The organism is Nocardia arthritidis (assembly GCF_011801145.1).
Lineage (GTDB): Bacteria > Actinomycetota > Actinomycetes > Mycobacteriales > Mycobacteriaceae > Nocardia > Nocardia arthritidis_A.
Map to the genome: position 1 here is coordinate 6514978 of NZ_CP046172.1, position 20084 is coordinate 6535061.

General features: G+C 67.4%; 19 protein-coding genes and 2 pseudogenes. 10 read left to right on the forward strand and 11 right to left on the reverse strand.

All coding sequences use genetic code 11. The features are described 5' to 3' along the window. Positions 1 to 7: 7 nt before the first annotated feature. The 3 genes from F5544_RS29455 to F5544_RS29465 all read right to left on the reverse strand — a co-directional run bounded on the left by F5544_RS29455 (position 8) and on the right by F5544_RS29465 (position 4236). A complete protein-coding gene (locus F5544_RS29455; RefSeq protein WP_167476197.1) occupies positions 8 to 1570 on the reverse strand; it encodes a flavin-containing monooxygenase in 1563 nt (520 codons plus the stop codon). Positions 1571 to 1580: 10 nt separating this feature from the next. Further along, positions 1581 to 2888 (reverse strand): cytochrome P450, encoded by a 1308-nt coding sequence (locus F5544_RS29460; RefSeq protein WP_167476198.1) that lies wholly within the window; start codon positions 2886 to 2888, stop codon positions 1581 to 1583. A 124-nt stretch (positions 2889 to 3012) separates the two neighbouring features. Further along, positions 3013 to 4236 (reverse strand): cytochrome P450 family protein, encoded by a 1224-nt coding sequence (locus F5544_RS29465; RefSeq protein WP_167476199.1) that lies wholly within the window; start codon positions 4234 to 4236, stop codon positions 3013 to 3015. 169 nt (positions 4237 to 4405) lie between these two features. Between F5544_RS29465 and F5544_RS29470 the strand changes: the two genes are divergently transcribed. Together F5544_RS29470 and F5544_RS29475 are read left to right on the forward strand one after the other, a co-directional pair. Next, positions 4406 to 5620, forward strand: coding sequence for an MFS transporter (locus F5544_RS29470; protein ID WP_167476200.1), 1215 nt, complete (start codon positions 4406 to 4408; stop codon positions 5618 to 5620). A 14-nt stretch (positions 5621 to 5634) separates the two neighbouring features. Further along, a complete protein-coding gene (locus F5544_RS29475; protein ID WP_167479557.1) occupies positions 5635 to 6165 on the forward strand; it encodes a GNAT family N-acetyltransferase in 531 nt (176 codons plus the stop codon). 22 nt (positions 6166 to 6187) lie between these two features. Here F5544_RS29475 and F5544_RS29480 read toward each other — a convergent pair whose 3' ends face one another. Next, on the reverse strand, positions 6188 to 6937 hold the full coding sequence (locus tag F5544_RS29480) for an alpha/beta fold hydrolase (RefSeq protein ID WP_167476201.1): 750 nt from the start codon (positions 6935 to 6937) through the stop codon (positions 6188 to 6190). A 93-nt stretch (positions 6938 to 7030) separates the two neighbouring features. Between F5544_RS29480 and F5544_RS29485 the strand changes: the two genes are divergently transcribed. The 3 genes from F5544_RS29485 (at position 7031) to F5544_RS29495 (ending at position 9343) form a co-directional block, all read left to right on the forward strand. Continuing rightward, entirely contained in the window at positions 7031 to 7918 is an 888-nt protein-coding gene (locus tag F5544_RS29485; protein WP_167476202.1) for an ABC transporter ATP-binding protein, read from the forward strand. Positions 7919 to 7950: 32 nt separating this feature from the next. Beyond that, a complete protein-coding gene (locus F5544_RS29490) occupies positions 7951 to 8727 on the forward strand; it encodes an ABC transporter permease subunit (RefSeq protein WP_167476203.1) in 777 nt (258 codons plus the stop codon). Positions 8728 to 8854: 127 nt separating this feature from the next. Next, positions 8855 to 9343 (forward strand): GbsR/MarR family transcriptional regulator, encoded by a 489-nt coding sequence (locus F5544_RS29495; RefSeq protein ID WP_167476204.1) that lies wholly within the window; start codon positions 8855 to 8857, stop codon positions 9341 to 9343. Positions 9344 to 9411: 68 nt separating this feature from the next. Here the strand turns inward: F5544_RS29495 and F5544_RS47140 are convergent, their stop codons facing one another. The 3 genes from F5544_RS47140 to zapE form a co-directional block, all read right to left on the reverse strand. Continuing rightward, on the reverse strand, positions 9412 to 9816 hold the full coding sequence (locus F5544_RS47140; protein ID WP_275106971.1) for a tyrosine-protein phosphatase: 405 nt from the start codon (positions 9814 to 9816) through the stop codon (positions 9412 to 9414). A 23-nt stretch (positions 9817 to 9839) separates the two neighbouring features. After that, entirely contained in the window at positions 9840 to 10211 is a 372-nt protein-coding gene (locus F5544_RS47145; protein ID WP_275106972.1) for a tyrosine-protein phosphatase, read from the reverse strand. A gap of 201 nt (positions 10212 to 10412) precedes the next feature. Continuing rightward, complete coding sequence (gene zapE, locus F5544_RS29505; protein WP_167476205.1) at positions 10413 to 11432, reverse strand: cell division protein ZapE; 1020 nt, start codon at positions 11430 to 11432, stop codon at positions 10413 to 10415. Between the two features lie 35 nt (positions 11433 to 11467). On the opposite strand from zapE, the gene F5544_RS29510 reads away from it, so the two are divergent. The 4 genes from F5544_RS29510 (at position 11468) to msrB (ending at position 15671) form a co-directional block, all read left to right on the forward strand. Continuing rightward, positions 11468 to 12229, forward strand: a complete 762-nt coding sequence (locus F5544_RS29510; RefSeq protein WP_167476206.1) for a pyrimidine reductase family protein — start codon at positions 11468 to 11470, stop codon at positions 12227 to 12229. 100 nt (positions 12230 to 12329) lie between these two features. After that, entirely contained in the window at positions 12330 to 13889 is a 1560-nt protein-coding gene (locus F5544_RS29515; RefSeq protein WP_167476207.1) for an alpha/beta hydrolase, read from the forward strand. Between the two features lie 58 nt (positions 13890 to 13947). After that, positions 13948 to 15246 carry a glycosyltransferase family 87 protein gene (locus F5544_RS29520; protein WP_167476208.1) on the forward strand — a complete coding sequence of 433 codons (1299 nt, stop codon included), beginning with the start codon at positions 13948 to 13950 and terminating at the stop codon, positions 15244 to 15246. After that, the gene (gene msrB / locus F5544_RS29525) at positions 15243 to 15671 is read left to right on the forward strand and encodes a peptide-methionine (R)-S-oxide reductase MsrB (RefSeq protein ID WP_167476209.1); all 429 of its coding nucleotides are present in this window, start codon (positions 15243 to 15245) and stop codon (positions 15669 to 15671) included. The genes F5544_RS29520 and msrB overlap by 4 nt, the downstream gene beginning before the upstream one ends. A 20-nt stretch (positions 15672 to 15691) precedes the next feature. Here the strand turns inward: msrB and hemQ are convergent. From hemQ to F5544_RS46640, 3 genes and pseudogenes are all read right to left on the reverse strand, one after another. Continuing rightward, a pseudogene (gene hemQ, locus F5544_RS29530) lies at positions 15692 to 16386 on the reverse strand (hydrogen peroxide-dependent heme synthase). A 34-nt stretch (positions 16387 to 16420) separates the two neighbouring features. Further along, the gene (locus tag F5544_RS29535; RefSeq protein ID WP_167479558.1) at positions 16421 to 17707 is read right to left on the reverse strand and encodes a globin domain-containing protein; all 1287 of its coding nucleotides are present in this window, start codon (positions 17705 to 17707) and stop codon (positions 16421 to 16423) included. A gap of 36 nt (positions 17708 to 17743) precedes the next feature. Beyond that, positions 17744 to 18001, reverse strand: a pseudogene (locus F5544_RS46640) (RrF2 family transcriptional regulator); the annotation flags it as partial. Positions 18002 to 18296: 295 nt separating this feature from the next. Here F5544_RS46640 and F5544_RS29545 point away from each other — a divergent pair. Then, entirely contained in the window at positions 18297 to 18662 is a 366-nt protein-coding gene (locus F5544_RS29545; RefSeq protein ID WP_167476210.1) for an Imm8 family immunity protein, read from the forward strand. Between the two features lie 62 nt (positions 18663 to 18724). Here F5544_RS29545 and F5544_RS29550 read toward each other — a convergent pair whose 3' ends face one another. Then, the gene (locus F5544_RS29550) at positions 18725 to 20071 is read right to left on the reverse strand and encodes a protoporphyrinogen oxidase (protein ID WP_167476211.1); all 1347 of its coding nucleotides are present in this window, start codon (positions 20069 to 20071) and stop codon (positions 18725 to 18727) included. Positions 20072 to 20084: the final 13 nt, after the last annotated feature.

The window sequence follows — 20084 nt, forward strand, 5'->3', positions numbered from 1 at the left end:
CCGAGGTTCAGCCCTCGGTCGGGCCCGATTCACGTGTCGAGTAGACGGGTTGGTCGCCGGACGGCTGCGCGGGCGGCTTCGGCGCCTCCGGTAACGCGACCGGTGCGGGCTTGGCGATCAATCCGCGATAGCTCGCCGGGCGGATCGGCCGGAACCATTGCGCGATACGGGTTCTCAGCGGCAGCCTGGCATTCAGGTCGGCCAGCATCTCGTCGATATTGCGGATGGAGAAGGGTGTGACGACGGTGCCGTGTGCGTGGTTGCCCCCGGTGCGGTCCGCCATCCATTGCAGCCGGGCATCGATCTCGGCGCGCTGCGCCTCCTCCGGCGGCAGCGACAGCCGGCCGGTGAGCAGGGCCGCGATCCATTGCGCCCCGATCTCGACGCCGACGGCGGTGAGCAGCGAGGCGTTGTATCCGGCGAAGGTCAGATTCGGTACGTCGACCGGCAGGATGTGCCGGTACAGGCGGAAATTGCCCTGGTCGTCGGTGAGCTGACGCTGCACGAACGGGGTGAGGAACGGCACCCGCTGCTGATATCCGGTCGCGCACACCACCACATCGGCGGGGACCACCTCGCCGTCGGTCAGCCGAACCGCCAAACCCTCGGGCGCGGCGAGCATTTCCGCGATCTCGGTATCCCGGCACACGGTGATGCGGCCCATGCCGACCTGCTCGTAGAAGCCCTCGGTGGTGAGTCCGGCGGAACTGGCGGCGATCTCCTCGAACCGGCCCTCCGGCACCAGCCCCAGCTCCCGCAGATGCATGTTCTTGATGGCCATTTCCTGGATCACGTCCATATTGGCCTCGCGGAACGACCGGCCCGGCCCGTGCAGGAAGCGGGCGAAACCCTTCGGCTCGAGATCGCGGAAGTGCCCCTCCCCCATACGGGTCAGGATCAGCGTCTCGAAATCGACGCGCGCCAGCTTGCGCGGCATCTTCCAGAGCAACCGCCGGGCGACCACCGTGGTCGAGGCCGCGACGTGGCTCACCGCCTCGGCGATATCGCAGGCCGACTTCCCGTAGCCGACGACGACTACGTTGCGGCCGCGCACCGCGTCCAGGTCGTCGCCCAATTCCGTGGCGTGGCAGATTCGCCCGCCCTGCTGGCGATACAGCTCCGCGCCGCGGAAATCCGGCACGTACGGTTCGCTGTACACACCGTTGGCGATCACCAGGTGATCGCAGGAGGTGCGCCGGATGCCCATCTCGTCGCGGATCTCCAGCAGCCAGCCGCTGTCCACCGGATCGGCCGCGACCACACCGGTATTCAGCCGCAGCCGGTCGCCGAGCCCGAATTGGCGGACATACCCTTCCAGGTAGGCCTGCATCTGCGCGGCGTCGGGATAGCGCGGATAGTCCGCGGGCATCGGATAGCCGGGGAAGTGGTAGGTGGACTTGCTGTTCTGCGTACGCAACCCCGGATAGCGCCGCGTCGCGCTCCACACACCGCCGACATCGGGTGTCCTGTCGTACACCTCGACCGCAAAACCCGCTTCTCCCAACACCTTTGCGCAGGCCAAGCCCGCGAATCCCGCACCGACGATGGCGATACGGCTCCCGCTCGTCATGGGCAGGAGACTACGGCCCTCGCTTGGTGATCACAATCCTGGCCTTGCCGCGCGGCACCGTGGTGATGTTGCGCACATGCCCGCGTTCGGGTTTCGCGCCGCTCGGGCGGGCGAGCGCGAACCGCGAAAGCACGGTGCGCAGCACGGCCGTGCCCTCCATCAACGAGAAGCCCGCGCCGATGCAGCGGCGCACGCCGCCGCCGAACGGCAGCCACATATTCGGCCCGACCTCGCCGTCGAGGAAACGGGACGGCCGGAATGCCGCGACATCCGGGTAGTTCGCGTCGCTGCCGTGCGCGAGCATGATCGAACAGCTCACCGTGGTGCCCGCGGGTAACGCGTAGCCGCCGACGGTGGTGTCGTGGGTCAGGCGGCGCACCGCGCCCGGAATCACCGGATGCAGCCGCATCGCCTCCTTCAGCACCGCCTCGACGAATTTGTCGTCGCCGGAACGCACCGCATCGTAGGTCCGCCGCTGAATCAGCTGATCCGCCGCCAATTCGTAGAGGGCCCAGGACAGTGCCGCCGCGGTGGTCTCGTGCCCCGCCAACAGCAGCGTGACCAACTGGTCGCGCAGTTCGGCATCCGAGAGCGGACGCTCGTCATCGCCGCCCACCTGCAGCAGTCTGGACAGCACATCGGTGCGTTCGGCGAGATCGGGCACCGTGCGGCGGGCCCCGATCTCGCGGTAGAGCAGCGCATCGATGGCATCGAGGTTGTCGTGGAAGGTTTTCCACGGCCGCAGCCGCTGCAGGCGCGGGAATTGCAGTCCGGCGTATTGCACGGGGCCGATGGTGACCACGCGGTGCAGGCGCGGGGCCAGCGCGGCGCGGGTGCCGGGGTCGGTGACGCCGAAGACCACCCGCATGATCACCTCCAGCGTCAGCGCGTTCATCCGGTCGAGCGTGACGAGCGTCGAATCCGGTTGCCAGCGTTGCGTTTCCGCCTCGGCGATCTGCTCGACCAGTTTCTCGTAGCCGCGCAGCGCCGCACCGTTGAACGCGGGCATCAGCAGTTTGCGGGCGCGGGCGTGTTCGGATTCGTCGGTGAGCAGCACCGAATGCGAGCCCATGATCGGGCGCAGGATGTTGTTCGCCTCGCCCGCGTGCATATCGCGCGGGTCACCCGCGAAGATCTCCTTCACGTGTTCCGGGCGGTGGAAGACCACGACATTGTCGTTGAACGGCGGCACCCGCATCGCGAAGACGTCACCGTAGCGCTGCCGCAGTACGGGCAGCCATCGGGCGCGGCGGTTCAGGTACAGGAAGCTCTGCACGAATGGGGGCAGTGCCGGCCCGGGCGGGTACGTCGGGGTCATTGCTCTCCTCCACTCGACGCGCCGCTGCGACCCTGCACCGGCACCCTCACTCTTGCACGACTGTGCCGTTCCGAAAAGGGACCACGGGCGGATATTCCGCCGCACCGTGGTCCCGGGTCGCCGCTCAGCGCAGCGCGGGCGCTCCCGCCAATTCCACCCGCAGGTCGTGCAGGCCGCGGATCAGCGTGCTCTCGCGCCAGCGCGGATCCGCGTCGGCGGCCAGCCGCATATCCGGGAAACGTTGCACCAGTTGGGTTATCGCGATGCGCCCCTCCATCCGGGCCAGCCCGGCGCCGAGACAGAAGTGGATGCCGTAGCCGAAGGCGACGTGGTTCGCCGCGCCGCGGGCCGGATCGAATTCGGCGGCGTCGGCATAGCGGTGTTCATCGTGGTTGGCCGAGCCGAGGGCCGCGAGCACCAGTTCGCCTGCAGGAATCTCGGTGCCGCCCAAGGTGATCGGCTCGGTGGTGTAGCGCCAGGTGGCGATGTTCACCGGGCCGTTGTAGCGCAGCATCTCCTCGATCAGCTGCGGCACCGCGTCCGGATTGTCGTGCACGGCGCGGTAGCGCGCCGGATCGGACAGCAGCGTGAGCACGGTATTGCCGATCAGGTTGACCGTGGTCTCGTGCCCGGCGACCAGGATGAGGAAGATCGTCGAGATCAATTCCTCGTCGTTGAGCCGGTCGCCGTCGTCGGTGGCGGCGATCAACTGGGAGACCAGATCGTCGCCGAGGCCTTCGACGCGGCGGCGCGCGATCAACCGCTCGAAATACTCGATCATGGTGACGGTGACGCGCTCCACCTCGTCCTTGTGCACCGCGGGCGAATCGATGACGGCGGCCGACCATTCGCGGAAATCGTCACGGTCCTCGACGGGCAGCCCGAGCAGTTCACAGATCACCGTGACGGGCAATGGAAAAGCGAACTCCCCCAACAGATCCACGGTCCCGGTGGTACCCGCGATCCGGTCCAGCAGTTCGTCGGTGATGGCGCGGATCCGCGGGGCCAGCTCCTCCATCCTGGCCGGCGCGAAGGCCGGGGTGACCAGCTTGCGCAGCCGGGTATGCGTCGGCGGATCCGCATTGAGCATGTGGTTGTTCAGCTTGCGGACGACAGCGTCCGAGACGGTGAGCCCGGACGCCGCCTCCCGCGCGGCGATCCCCTCGGGCGAATACGGATCCTTGCGGACCGTCGGATTGCGCAATACCTCCCGCACGGCGTCGTATTCGACGACCAACCAGGCGGGCAGACCCGTCGGCAGGATGACGTGGTGTACCGGCCCCTCGGCGCGTAGCTCGTCGTAAATGGCGTGCGGTGTATGGAAGAAGTCCTGCGTCAAACGTTTCATGCCGGAAAGCCCCTCTGCGAGTTATGTTGCGCCACTTCGATAGTGGCACGCGCCACCGGGCCCGGCCACCACCCTCGGTAGGAGCGCCTCGCGCGATAGCGACGACTTATCGGGCGATTTCCAGCGATTCGGGGTATCACGCCGTGGTTGCTGCCGTTAGTCTCCGGGCATGAGTACGGTGGCACCGGTCCTGCGCGGCGCGCGCGGCGCGAACTCGGTCGCATTCGGCCTACAGGGCTTCTTCTTCGCGGTGATCCTGACGCAGCTGCCGCAGATGAAGGACCGCTACGACATGTCCGACGGCCTGATCGTCGGCGCGGTGGTGCTGGTCTCGGTGCTGGCCGGGGTGGGCAGCGTGCTGGCCGAACAGTTGGCCACCTGGCTGTCGAGCCGCGCGACGTTGCGCATCGGACTGCTGCTCATCACCGTCACCGGATGCGCGATCGCGTTCTCGCCCAACGTGATAGTGCTGATGTGCTGCCTCGGCTGCTACGGCATCGCGGTGGGCATCGTCGACGCGAGCACCAATATGCAGGCGGTGTTCATCCAGCACGGATACGGCACCTTCATCCTCTCCTCGTTCTACGCGGCGTGGAGCAGCGGATCGATCCTCGGCGCGCTGTATGTGTCCGCCTCCGAGAAGCTCGGCGTCACACCGCGCGAATCACTGGTGGGCGCGGCGGGCGCGGTACTGCTGTTCGGTCTGCTCGCCGGGTCGCGGCTGCTCGGCGCCGATACGGCGGAAGCCGCTCCGGCGGAACGGGATTCGGCGGCGGGCTCGCTCGCCTTCCGCGGCTACGCGGCATTCGGCGTCGCGATGGCACTGGTGTTCGCGATCGATCTGGCGGTGGGCAACTGGGCCGGGCTCTACCTGAAGGACGATCTGCTCGCCAGCTCCGCGGGCGCGGCGCTGGGATTGGCCGCCTACCAGGGCACCTCACTGCTGGCCCGGCTCACCGGCGACTGGTGGGTGCGCCGCTACGGGCCGCGCCGGGTAGTGCGCGTCGCCGCGTCCATCGGCGTGCTCGGACTCGCGGTGGTGGTCGCCGCACCGGGTCCGGTGGTGGCGATCGCCGGATTCCTCGTCGCCGGTCTCGGGATGCCGGTGATCGCGCCGCTGTGCTTCAGCGAGGCGGGGCGGCTCACCGGCGGACGGGAACTCGACGCGCTCATCGCGCGCCTCAACCTGTTCAATTACGCGGGTACGCTGTTCGGCGGAGGTGTGGTCGGCGCGATCGCCGCGGGCTTCGGACATCGGGTCGGCTTCGTGATCCCGTTGGTTTTCGCGGCGTCGCTGATTCTCATCGCGCGGGTATTCCATTCGCGTTCCGAAGCGGGCAGCCCGCTCGCCCCGGATACAGACCATGCTGTACTGGATGGGTGAATCAGTTGAGCGACATGCCGGTCACCGTCGACCGGGCCGGGCTGTGGGATGCCGAGGCCCTCAGTGACGTCGCGGCCGCGACGTTCCCGCTCGCGTGCCCGCCCGATGCCACCGCCGACGATATCGAGCTGTACATCGCCGAGGCGCTCTCGGACGAGCGGTTCGGCGAATACCTGAGCGATCCGGCGCGCACGGTATTGAAGGCGGTGTCCGGCGACGACATCGTCGGCTATGCCATGTTGCACGCGGCCGATCCGCACGACCCGGAGATCGCCAAGGCGGTCGATCTGCACCCGGCGATCGAGCTCAGCAAAATCTATGTGCTGCCCGGTCATCACGGCACCGGGGTGTCGACGGCGCTGATGCACGCGGTGCTGGAGCGCTGCGCCGCGGACGGATTTCCCGGGGTGTGGCTCGGGGTGAATCAGGAGAACGCCCGCGCCCAGCGCTTCTATGCCAGGCACGGGTTCGTCGTCGTCGGCACCAAGACGTTCATGGTCGGCAATCAGCCGCAGAACGATTTCATCATGCGAAAGCTGTTCTAGCGCAGGAATTCATCGCCGGTGATCACGCCGCGACGAAGTTCACCAGGGCGGCGGAGAAGGCCGGGGCGGTGACGGCCAGCAGGTGATCGCCGGGGACGAGTTCGAGTTTCGCGTTCGGCAGGGCGGCGGCCAAGCGCTCGGGTTCGGCGGCGAAGGGGTCCTTGTCGCCCGCCAGAACCAGTGTGGGAACGGTGATTTCGGATAGATCCCGGATCGGGCGATCGTCGAGGCCGGTGGCCACCGCCTCGATGGCGACCTTGTCGGCGTGCACCGCGTCGGCGAGGATGCGGAACATCACCGCCAGATCCGGCGCCTGCTCGCCGCGCATGGCGGCATGCAGTTCGGTCAATTCGATGACGCGGCGGTCGACGCCGCCGCAGTCGATGACGCCGGAGCCGACGCCGCCGATCGCCAGCCGGGTCACCCGCTCGTCGGCGGCCGCGACCAATAGCGAGATGATCGCGCCCATCGAATACCCAACCTGCACAACGCTGTCCAGCCCCAGCTCGTCGTACAGCGCGCTGACGTCCTTGGCCATGGCCGCCCACGAGTAGCTCGCCGCGTCGTGCGGTTTGTCGGAGCGGCCGTGTCCGCGCGCGTCCAGGGATACGACGGTGCGCCCCGCGGCCTGCAGCGCGCCGACCACGCCCGTGCTCATCCAGTTGGCGTTGGTGTCGGCGACCACGCCGTGCTGCAGGATGACCGGCGTACCCGAGCCCTCCCAGACGCGGTAGTTGAGCTCCAGGCCGTCCCAGGTTCTGAACTTCGTCATGCGGGCCGATGGTAGTTCATCGTCACGATTGACATGTTCTCTAAGTTCAGTATTTACTGAACTTACTGACCTTAACTGAACGCTGGAGATCCGATGACGACAGCCATCCGCACCACCGGCCTGACCAAGCGCTACGGCAGGCATCCCGCCATCACCGAGCTGAATCTCGAAGTCGCACAGGGCGAAATCTTCGGATTCCTCGGCCCCAACGGCGCGGGCAAATCCACCACCATCCGCATCCTGCTCGACCTCATCCGGCCCACCGCCGGACAGGTCGAGGTGCTCGGCGCCGACCCGAGGACGGGCGGGCCGAAGCTGCGCGGCCGCATCGGCTACCTGCCGGGCGAACTGGCCATGGAGGGCCGCAATACCGCCCGCGACCTGCTCGGCTTCCTCGCCGCCCAGCGCTCGGACGCGGTGCCGGAACAACGCATCACCGAACTCGCCGACCTACTCGACCTGGATCTCACCAAGAAGGTCGGCGCCATGTCGAAGGGCAACAAACAGAAGGTCGGCATCATCGCCGCCTTCATGCACCGGCCCGAGCTACTGATCCTCGACGAACCGACGTCGGGACTGGATCCCCTACTGCAACAACGATTTCTGGATCTGGTGACCGAGGCGAAGCAAAACGGGCAGACCGTCTTCATGTCCTCGCACATCCTCAGCGAGGTGCAGCAGGTGGCCGACCGCGCCGTCATCATGCGCGCGGGGCAACTGCTCGGCACCGAGAACGTGGAGGAGTTGCGCCGCCGCTCCCCGCGCAGCGTCGAATTGGCTTTTGCCGAGGACGTTTTCGTCGACGACTTCACTCGCCTGCCGAACGTCCGTGATGTGCGGCTGATCGGAAATACCTTGCACTGCACCACCGAAGGCGAGGTGGACGCGCTGTTCAAGACGGCCGCCAAATACCACCTGACCAGCGTGCTCTCCACCGAACCCGACCTGGAACAGATCTTCTTCAGCCTCTATGGCCGATGAACCGAAAACCTTTGACATACAGGAGTCTTCGCATGACACGGACAGTATTCACGCAAACGTTGCGGGAGCAGCGACGGGGGCTGATCGGTTGGTCGATCGCATTCGCCCTCGTGCCCATGCTGTACCTGCCGTCGTATCGGACGCTGCGGGACCAGGGCTCGCTGAACGTCAAACAGAACAAACTCTACGACGCCCTCGGACTCAGCGACTTCGCCAGCGGCGCAGGCTATCTCGGATCGACCATCTACGCCATGTTCGGCCTGGTGATGATGCTGATCTTCGCGGTGACCTTCGCCGCGAGATCGGCGACGCAGGAGGAGAACGGATCGCTGGATCTGCTACTGGCACAGCCGATCAGCCGCGTGAATCTACTGGCACAGCGATTCGGCGCACTGGCGGCACAGGTCGGCGTCGTCACCGCCGTGCTCACCCTCGGCGTGCTGATCGGCGCGAATTCCGGCGGGTTGGGCGTTGCGGCGGGGAATATCGTCGCCGCGAGCATCGGGCTCGGACTGTTCGCCCTGACCACCGGAACGATCACGCTGCTCGCCGGTGCGATGACCGGAAGCCGTTCCAGCACACTGGGAATCGGCGCGGTCGTCGGCCTCGGCAGCTATCTCGCCAATAATCTGGGCGGGACTATCGACGGCGCACGCTGGCTGCGCAGGCTCTCGCCGGTCTATTACGCGAACGGCAATACGCCGCTGGTCAACGGATGGAGCGCGCACGTGCTGGTGCTACTCGGTCTGACCGCGCTCGCCGTCAGCGTAGCGATCGCCGCCTTCGATCGCCGCGATATCGCCGTCTAGGTTCCGTGCGGCCTGCCCCGCTTTTTCATATCCGCAAGGCGGAAAGGGATACTCGACCGATGATCGACGACAGCGCGCCCACCGACGACGCGGCACCGGCCGGAACCGAGCTCGGCGAGGGGCGGGAATGACCGAGCGCGACAATCCGGCAACCGACCGGTCACCCGAGGCGCTGGCCTTCGTCGAGGAATTCGCGCTGGTGCTCGAGCGCATGGGCCTGGTCAGGATGGTCGGGCGCACCGTCGGATGGCTGCTGGTGGCGGACCCGCCGGAGCAGACCTTCGGTCAGATCGCCGAGGCGCTACAGGCGTCCAAGGGGTCCATCTCCAATGCGCTGAAGACTCTCGTCACCATGCGCTGGGTCGACAAGGTCTCCAAACCCGGCGACCGCCGCGACTACTACAGCATCCGGCCCGGCATCCTGCCGGAGCTGATGCGTCAGCAGAGCGCGATGTACACCGATATCACCGGCGTCACCGCACGCGGCCTGGCACTATTCGGCGACCCGAATGGCAAGGACGCCAGCCGGGTTCGCGATATGCACGAATTCCTGGCCTGGATCGGCAAGGAAATGCCCGCGCTGATCGACCGCTGGTACGCCGAACACGGCTCCTAAGCGTACCTCCGCATTCGCTCCGGCCATGCGCGGTCCGAGGACGGCTCCGCCGACAGCGCCCATTCGGGTCAGGCCAGCATCTTCGCCTTGAGTGCCGCGATATCGGCGTCGGTGAGCTTCAGACCGTCGCGCACATAGTTGTCGAAGCTGCCGTACGTCGCGTTGGCCTGATCGAAAGCCGCGTCCAGCCACTGGGATTGGACGCCGTTGAGCGGATCCTGCGGGCTGGCGTTGCGGTACTGGTTGGACAGCAGGTAGTCCTGGGTCACCGTGCCGCGGTCGACGCCGAGGATGGTCAGCAGGACGGCGGTGGCCCAGCCGGTGCGGTCCTTGCCCGCGGTGCAGTGGTAGAGCACCGCACCCTCTTTCGTGTTGATGATGTCGTGCAGCACGGCCGCGAACGCCTCGTTGGCGCCCGGCGCGGTGATGAACGCGCTGTAGAGCCCGACACCGCCGGTGAGGGTGGTGGCCATGACCTCCGGCGAGGCGTGACCGATCACGTCGTCCCAGTTGGCGGTGGCGCCGCCGGGGATGAGGTCGGGGCCATCGTCCGCTCGAAGACGGTGCGCAGGTCGTCGACGTAGCGGACGCTGCGGCTGGTGAGCTCGCCCAGATCGGCCGGGGTCGCGTTGTTCAGCTGGCCGGTGCGGTAGACCAGGCCGAGGCGGACGATCCGGTCGTCGACGGTTCGATAGCCGCCGACATCGCGGGCGTTCTGCACGCCCTGCAGCATCAGCGACCGGTCGAAGTTCGCGGTGCCCGCGGTGGCCGTCGGATCGGCGGACGCGACGGTGATCACCGGTCCGAACACCAGGGCCAAACCGGTGGCGGCGGCCACCGAGGCGCGTAACGCACGGTCGCGATTCACGGTGGGCACTCCCTTCGTCCGGTCCGCCGAGCTTCGACAGACATCCGGGCCGGTTCGAGCAAATCAGTTGTCGTGTGCGGCAAGCAAGTTCGGTGTGATACCGGTCACTCCGGACCCGCACCGCCGGATGCTAACGCTACCGCTTACCCCTGGCCGCCGTTCACGCGACTGTGGGGATTCACAATCCCCGGTCGGTCCGCGTCAGGCGGCCGAAACCTCGAACCGGGACAGCGCGAGCAGGCGCGAGATGGCGCGCAGGTACTTCTTGCGATACCCGCCCTCCAGCATTTCCGCGGAGAAGATCTCGTCGAGCTTCGCACCGGATACGGTCACCGGAATGCTCGCGTCGTAGAGCCGGTCGGCCAGCACCACGATCCGCAGCGCGACGGCCTGATCCACCACCGGATGCACGCCCGCGACGAATACTGCCGACACCCCGGAGATCAGCGCGCCGTACTTCGAGGGATGCAGGGTGCTCAGGTGTTTCAGCAGGGCGTCGAAATCGTCGAGGGTCGCGCCCGGTGTCGCGGCGGCCCGCTCGGCCAGCAGTTCGGGCGCGGTCGGCGGCGGGGCGGGCGGCAGATCGCGGTGCCGGTAGTCGGGTCCGTCGACCCGGACGGCCTCGAAGATCGCACCGAGCTTCTTGATCTCGCGCATGAAATCCTGTGCGGCGAAACGTCCCTCGCCCAACTGGCCCGGCAGCGTATTCGAGGTGGCCGCGACGGAGACGCCGCGCGTCGTCAGCTCGGTGAGCAGCCGGGAGACCAGCATGGTGTCGCCGGGATCGTCGAGCTCGAATTCGTCGATGCACAGCACGCTGTTGGCCGACAGCCGCTCCACCGCGTTGTTGAAGCCGAGCGCGCCGACGAGGTTGGTGAGCTCACCGAAGGTGCCGAACGATTTCGGGGCGGGCGAGCTGTGGAAGATCGAGGCGAGCAGATGGGTTTTGCCGACGCCGAAGCCGCCGTCGAGATACAGGCCCGCGCCGCTGACCGGCTTCTTCTTCCCGAACAGGCTTTTCTTACCCGCGGCCCGGTGGATCTTGGCCACCTGATCCGCGAAATCCTCCGCCTTGCGCACCGCCGCGGCCTGCGACGGCTCCTTCGGATCCGGGATGTAGGTTGCGAAGGCGACCTCGTCGAACATGGGCGGCGGCACCATCTGGGCGACGAGCTGGTCGGCCGGGACCTCCGGGTGGCGGTCGACGAGGCGTTCTGGCATGTACGAAGCGTAATGACGTGGTGAGATCGGGTGTCATGCAGCGTAGTCACAATGCGATCCAGCTCACAGCGCTGAACCGGGAGGAACTCGCCCGGTTGTACGCCTACCCGGTCGGGCTCCAAGCCCCTTGGGTGCGGGCGAATTTCGTATCGAGCGTCGACGGCGCCGCCACCGCGGGCGAACTCTCCGAGGGGCTCGGCACGCCCGCCGACAAGACGGTCTTCCTGCTGCTGCGTGATCTCGCCGACGTCATCCTGGTGGGCGCGGGCACGGTGCGCGCCGAGAACTACGGCGGCGCGCGCACCGATCCGGACCGCAGGCGCGCGCTGTACGCGAGCGGTTTCGGCGGTGACCGGCACGGCACGCCGCCGCGGATCGCGGTGGTGACCGCGAGCGCCCAACTCGAACCCGAAAGCCGCCTCTTCACCGATACCGTTGTGCCGCCGCTGATCATCACCACCGCGGGCGCGCCGGCCGAGCGCAAGCGGGCACTCGCCGACGCGGGCGGGGAGGTGGTCGAGGCGGGCGATATCGCGATCACCCCGAAGGCCCTGCTCGGTGCGCTCACCGAGCGCGAGATGCTGCGGGTGCTGTGCGAGGGCGGGCCGCATCTGTTCGGGGAATTGCTCGACGCCGACGCCGTCGACGAGCTCTGCCTCACCACGGCTCCGCTGCTGGTCGGCGGGTCGGCGCGGCGAATCGCGCTGTCCGCGCACGAGTTCCGGCGGCCGATGCGCCGGGCGCATATCCTGCTCGCCGACGACGGCACGGTGCTGACCAGGTGGCGCAGATACTAAGCATCGCGCAGCGATCCGATGGGGGGTGGTGGTCGGGTGACGGGCGGGCCTAAGCGGGCCGTCGATGAAACGAGGGGCCGAACCTGGCAGGCTGTAGCGCATGCGCTGGACTCGGGCCGTCGTGTCGGCCGCGACACTCTCGATTTTGCTCGCCGGATGCGGTGCCGGACCTTCCGACCGCCCCGGTGTTGCCGTCGAGCGGCCGGCGGCGGGCGGAGCGAAACCGACCACGACCGCCGCCGCCGCGCCGCCACCGCAGGCCGAAGTGCCGAAGACCGATCTCCCCTGGCGCGATTGCACCGCGCAGACGCTGAATACGTTCGGTCTCGGCGCGGCGCCCGCCGGGCTGGTGCTGGAATGCGCCGAATTCTCCACGCCCATCGATGCGGCGGGTCAGGTGCTCGGCACCTTCCGCACCGGCGCGCTGCGCGCCCGCGTCCCACAGACCCCGCCCGACGCCGCGCCGCTGGTGCTGACCTCTGGCGTCGACCGGTCATCCACCGCGACGCTGGCCGGACTCGCCGTCGGCCAGGGCAACGCGCTGCTGGCCGCCCGGCCCATCGTCGCGGTGGACCGGCGCGGTATCGGCACCTCGCAGCCGATCGACTGCATGCCGCCCGAGGTGCGCAAGGGACTCGCCGACAACGCCCAATTCAATACGGACACAAAAGATCCCGCGGTCGCGATGACCACGCTCAGCCAGAACGCCACCATCGCCTGCCGCGACTTCCTGCAGCCATACGAGGGCACCTTCGACGCACCGCACGCCGCCGACGACCTCGAACAGCTGCGCAAACAGTGGCAGGTCGACCACATCATGCTGCTCGGCTCCGGTAACGGCGCCAAGGTCGCGCTCAGCTACGCGCGCCGCTACGGCGACCACCTCGCCCGGCTCGTCCTCGACTCGCCCGTCGCCGTCAACACCGATACCGTCACCCGCGTCGAACAGCAGGTACAGGGCGCGGAGGCGGCGCTCACCGCATTCATCCAGCGCTGCACCGGAATCGGCTGTTCGCTCGGCGCGGATCCGAAGGGCGCGATCACCGATCTGGTCGGCAAGGCGAGCACCGGCGCGCTCGGCGATATCTCGGCCAGCGCGCTGCTCGACACCATCGCCGGCTACCTCGGCGAACCGCGGGCCGACCAGCCCGACCGCACCGCCGAACTCGCCGACGCGCTGTCCGCCGCCCGGCGCGGCGACCGCGGCCCGCTCACCGGGCTGATCCAACGGGAGAACGCGGCCACCGCGAGCGACGGTCAATTCGTCAACGGCTGCACCGACACCCAGCAGCAGCCGACGCCGAACCAGGCCAAGGACCTCGCCGAAACCTGGGCCAAGAAGTATCCGGTATTCGGCCGGGTCTCGGCGATCGGGATGATCGGCTGCGTCGCCTGGCCGATCGCGACGGTGCCGCCGCTGCCGGAGAAGCTGAATCTGCCTGTGCTGGTATTGGATTCGGTGGCCGACCCGGTGGTCGGCAACGGCGCGCAGAGCTCAGTCACCGGCGCGCTCGCCGGTGCGGGCGCGCGGACCGCGACCATCACCTGGCAGGGATTCGGGCATCCGGTGTTCAGCCATTCCGGCTGTGCGCAGACCACGATCCTGGCCTATATGCAGGACGCCAAGCTGCCGCAGGACGGAACCGCCTGCCCGGCCTGACTTTCCGGGTCGACGGCACGCCGAATGTGGTCCGGGCAACGCGCCGGGATCGCATTCGGTGTACCGTGCCCCAGTGTTCCTTCGACAGCTCGAGCCTCGCACCGCTCGTACCACCGCCGAGGCGCTGAATTTTATCCTCTGGCCCATCGCGATCATGACCGTGGTGCATCGGGTGATCATCAGGGCTGTCAATGGCTACATCACCAACGACTTCAAACCGGTGTACGACGCCTCACTGGCGTTTCTCAACCACCACCCCGTCTATACGGACAACTTCGACTCCGTAGACCCGCACTACCTCTACCCGCCGAGCGGGACGCTGATGATCGCGCCGCTGGCCATTCTCGACCCGGAGAAATCGCGCTGGTGTTTCATCCTGTTGAACGCCGTCGCGATCATCATCGCCTGGTATCTGCTGCTGCGGCTGTTCAAGTTCACGCTGCGTTCGGTGGTCGCGCCCGCACTGCTGCTGGCCATGTTCATGTCCGAAACCGTGGTCAACACACTGGTTTTCGGCAATGTCAACGGATGCGTGCTGCTGGCCGAGGTCATCTTCATCCACCTGCTGCTGCGGCGTAAGGACCTGTGGGCCGGTGTGGTCATGGGTTTGACCATCGCGGTGAAACCGACGCTCGCCTACCTGCTGGTGATCCCGCTGGTGCGCCGCCAGTGGCAGGTGTTCATCACCGCGATCGGCGTGCCGCTGGTGCTCAACGCCATCGCCTGGCCGCTGATCAAGGATCCGATGGACTTCGTGAAACGCACGGGGCCATACATTCTGGAGTCACGCGACTACTTCAACAGCGCGATCGTCGGCAATGCCGGATATTACGGGCTGCCGATCTGGTTGACCTGGGGCATGCGCATCGTGATGGCCGTGCTCGTGCTGATCTCGCTCTGGGTGCTCTACCGCTACTACCGGGAAGACGAGCTGTTCTTCATCTGCACCAGCTCCGGCATCATCCTCATCGCGTCGTGGCTGCTGCTCTCGCTCGGCCAGCAGTACTACTCGATGATGCTGTTCCCATTCCTGATGACGGTGGTGCTGCGCAATTCGGTGCTGCGCAACTGGCCCGCGTGGCTGGCGATCTTCGGATTCATGTTCGGCGAGCAGTGGCTGTCGTACCGCTGGCCCAGCACCGGGCGGGCGCTCGAATACCTGCGCGTCACCTTCGGGTGGGGGCTGCTGCTCATCGTGGTGTTCTGTGTGCTCGGCGACCGGTACCTGAACGCGCGCCGGGAAGGGCGGCTCGGCTCCGGCAGCATCGACCCGGCGTGGATGCGATCGGAATCGGTCGACGACGATCGGCGCAACGGGTCTGCGCCCGCCGCGAAACCCGTTAGCGTGGAATCATGACCGACGCCGACACATCCCTACCCGCGCCGCGAATTCAGCTGACTCCCCAGGAGTGGCGGGTCAAGTTGAATCCGGAGGAGTACGCGGTGCTGCGCGAGGCCGCCACCGAACGCCCCTTCACCGGCGAATACACCGACACCAAAACCGAGGGCGTCTACACCTGCCGGGCCTGCGGCGCCGAATTGTTCCGCAGCACCGAGAAATTCGACTCGCACTGCGGCTGGCCCTCCTTCTTCGACCCCGCGAAATCGGATGCGGTCATCCTGCGCGCCGACGACACCCTCGGCATGCACCGCGTCGAGGTGCTGTGCGCCAACTGCCACAGCCACCTCGGCCACGTCTTCGAAGGCGAGGGCTACCAAACCCCCACCGACAAGCGCTACTGCATCAATTCCATTGCCCTGCGGTTGAACCCGGCGGAGTAGGCCCCCTCTGGACCAGCGGATTACGGTAGAGCGGCGACGAGTTTTTCGATTTCGACGCGGGGGCCGGTGAAGAAGGGGACCTCCTCACGGACGTGCAGGCGGGCCTCGGTGGCGCGCAGGTCGCGCATGAGGTCGACGATGCGGTGCAGTTCGGGGGCCTCGAAGGCGAGGATCCACTCGTAGTCGCCGAGCGCGAACGCGGCGACGGTGTTGGCGCGGACATCCGGGTAGCCGCGGGCCTCCTTGCCGTGGTCGGCGAGCATCTTGCGGCGCTCGTCGTCGGGCAGCAGATACCACTCGTAGGAGCGGACGAACGGGTAGACACAGATGTACTTGCCCGGTTCCTCACCGGCCAGGAACGCCGGAATGTGGCTCTTGTTGAATTCGGCGGGCCGATGCAGCGCGGCCTGACTCCACACCGGCGCGCTCGCCCGCCCCAATTCGGTGGTGCGCCGGAAGTCGGCGTACGCCGCCTGCAGTTCCTCGATCTGCTCGGCATGCCACCAGATCATGAAGTCGGCGTCGGCGCGCATACCCGCGACGTCGTACAGTCCGCGCACCACGACACCGCGTTCGGCGAGCCCGTCGAAGAAGGCCCGCGCCTCCTTGATCGCCGCCTCCCGATCGTCCCGAGCACCCCCGGCTGCACCTCGAACACCGAGAACATCAGGTAGCGAATCGTCGAATTGAGCGCCTGGTAATCGAGTCTGGCCATACACCCCATCCTGCCACTCGGCCCCGGAACCGAATCAGCGCGGGCAGCCGTCCAGCCGCCAGTCGGTGGGTGTGAACTGTTCGGTATGGATGCGGGTGTCGGGAACGCCGAGCGCATGCAGTTGGGCGCGCATCTCGTGCAGGAATCCGACCGGGCCGCACACGTGGATGTCGGCGTCCGCGGGCAGCTCCAGTTCGGTCAGATCGACCAGGCCCGTGTGAGCGCCGGGTACCGCATCCTGGTACCAGAGCTCGAGTTCGCTCTCCGGAAGCCGAGACATCAACTGCCGTAGGCGATTTCGCAACGGATGGGTATCGGGCGAGCGGTCGCCGTGCACCACCAGCGTGCGCCGCACCGGGTGCCGCGCGACCAGTTGTTCGAGGATGCCGATCATCGGCGTCGCGCCGATACCGCCGGACACCAGCACCAGCGGCGCGTCATCGGCCAGGTCGACACCCGCGTCGCCGAACGGCACCGTGACATCGACGACATCGCCCGGCCGGACCCGCTCGTGCAACCAGGTGGACACCTCACCGGCCGGGCACCCGCCCGCCGCATCGATCCGCTTGACCGCGAAGGACAACCGCCCGGCGTCCGGCGCGTCGACCAGGCTGTACTGCCGCAGTTGCCGGGCACCGTCGGGCAGCCGGACGCCGACCGAAACATACTGTCCCGGAGCGAAATCCGGCAGCGGCGTGGCGGGATCGGCGGATTCGACGGTGAAGATCGCGACACCGCTCGGTTCGTCCTCGCGCGCGACGACGGTCGCCCGGCGGTACACATCGCCCGGTTCCACACCGGCCGCGACGTACAGGCCCTTTTCCTCGTCGATCAACGCGTCGGCCATCAGCCAGTACACCCGGTCCCATGCCGCGGCGACGGATGCGTCCACCACGTCGGCGCCGAGCACCTCGACGATCGCGGCGAAGAGATTGTCGTGCACCACCTGATATTGGTCGGCGATGACGCCGAGGGAGGCATGCTTGTTGGCGATCCGGCTCAACATGGTGTTCGGGCGAGCCTGCTGCGGATCCACCAGGTGCGTGGCGAAGGTCGCGATCGATGCGGCCAGCGCCCGGGATTGGGCGCCCTGCGCCTGATTGCCGCGGTTGAACAGGTCGCGGATCAACTCGGGATGGTTGCCGAACATGGTCCGGTAGAAGACCTGGGTGATCCGATCGATGTTGGCGGCCACCAAAGGCAGTGTGGCGCGGATGGTTTCGGCGTATTCCGGTTCCAGCGCCGGCTCGGTGGTCACGATCTCGGTGTGCACAGGTATTCCTCTTTCCTCGATGTCGCTCCCGGAAGGGCCCGCGAGCATATGCAGCAGTCCGATCGCGGGACCCGAGACGAGTTCGACGAACGTGTGCCGGTCCAGTTCGCGATAGAACGCGTCCCGGGCGTCGGCGAGCACCCGCCGCAACCGACAGGCGCCCACCAGCGGGCACGGCGGAATCCCGGTGCACGCCACCACTTCTCGATCGCCTTCCAGGTCGCGGACCAAGCGGCCCACGGTGATCGAGCGCCCGGCCTCGGTGATGAACAGACCGCCCGTGCGCCCGCGCTGCGATTCGACCAACCCGAGCTCGACCAATCGGGTAACCGATTTGGCCACATGATCAAAACTGCTGCACCAGAAGGCTATTCGAAGATGATCAAGCCAAGGAGGGACTTACCGCCAACTCCCCGGGAGCCGAAAGCAATTAACAGTCAGGGACTTCCGGCCCTATTTCTCCGGAGCCGAAATCGACTAGGCCAGCATATTTCGCAAATCGCTAGCGATTATCGGTCACGCCGCGCCGAAGTCCCCCAACGCCGTGCGGGTGCTGGCGACCGACCGCGAGACCGCATACTCCCACTGTCGGCCTCCATTGCCGCCACATCTCGCCTGCGACCCACCGGAGGACACCGTGCACGCCGCGATCCGCCACCTGCTGACGCCCGATATCGACCCCGCCACCTTCTCGCAAGACAACGGCGATTTCATGTTCCTGGTCGAAATGCTGGCCGGACCAGCCGACGGCTCGGGAGAGGAGTCGTTCCAGTTCGAGGTTTGCACACCCGGCTGGCTGCACGAGCGAGTACGGCGCGAAGGACCGGTTACCGGCCGCCACCAGGTGATCGTCGACAGCTTCGATTGGCCCGCTTTGCAGGGATTTTTCCAGCGACTGGTCACCAGGTGCTCGGGTGCGGACTGGCGGGAGGTCGCGACGAAACTCGGCCGATACGGCCATTGGGAGTTCGAGGACTACACACCGGGACCGGATAACATTTGACGCGCTCCCAGCCCATGGACCGAACCGTCCCGACGCTCGCGGCCCACGAAAACCATTGGGGTTCAACCAAGCATGGCGGCGATGCGGTGGGCGGCGGCAGTGCCGGAGGCGACGCAGGCGGGGACGCCGACGCCGTGGAGGTAGGCGCCTGCGACGGCGAGGCGGTCGGAGTCGTTGACGGCGGATTCGATGGTGGCGACGCGTTCGGTGTGGCCGGGGGCGTATTGGGCGAGACCGCCCGGCCAGCGTTGTACCGCGGCGGATAGCGGGGTGATGGGGATGCCGGTGACGGTGGCGAGGTCCTCGGCGGCGGCCGCGACGAGATCGGCGTCGGACCAGCCGAGCGGGCTGTCGTCACCGAATTTGCCGAACGAGGCGCGAACCAGGGCGGTTTCGCGGGCGGCCAGATGCGGCCATTTCCGGCTGGACAGGGTGAATGCCTTGGCGCGCAATGGTTCTCCGGTAGCGACCAGGATGCCGGAGTGCTCCGGTAGCGCGGTGTCCTTCGGCAGGGCGAGCGCGACGACCACCGACGAGGACAGCTGAATTTCCGCGGCGGCCGCGGCGGCGGTGGGTACGGCGCTGGTGAGCAGGTGCGCCGTCACCGGCGCGGGGGCGGCGAGCACCACCGCGTCCACCGCGCCGACCGGGTCGACGATCCAGCCGTGTTCGGTTCTGGCGAGCCGCGAAACCGCCGTCGCCGTCAGGAATTTCGCTCCCGACCGCGCCGAGAGCGCCTCCAGCAGCACGCGGTAACCGTCGCGGATGCCGCCGAAGACGGGTGCGGTGGACGGCGGCGGCATGGCGGCGGCCACCGCGTGGCTGAGGCTCGGCGCACCGCCGTCGAGCGCGACGGCGAGCCCGGGTAGCGCGGCCCGCACGCCGATCGTGCGGGAACTGCCCGCGTACACGCCGCCGAGCAGCGGATCAACGCTGCGCTCCACAACCTGCGCGCCGAACCGCTCCGCGACCAGACTGTGCACGTCGATATCGGATCCGGGCAGCCATTCCAGCGGGCGATGCGATTCGGCGGCGATCTTTTTCAGCGTCTCCTCGTCGACCAGTCCGCGCACGGATTCCGCGTTGGACGGAATCCCCATCAGCGTCCGCTCCGGCAGCGCATGCGCCTGCCCGCCGGACCAGATCAACGGCCGCACCCCCGACGGCACGACCAGCTGCGGTTCCAGACCCAGCTCCCGGAGCAGCCCCGGCACCTCCGGCCTGCGCCCGACGAACGCCTCGGCACCGAGATCCATTGGCTCCCCGGCCAATTCGCCGGTGTAGAGAATGCCGCCGAGCCGATCACCGCGCTCGATCACCAGGATCTCGGCCCCGGCTCCCAGCAGGGTGCGCAACCGATACGCCGCGACAAGCCCGCTGATGCCACCGCCGATCACCGCGATTCTCATGTCCCGACCGTAA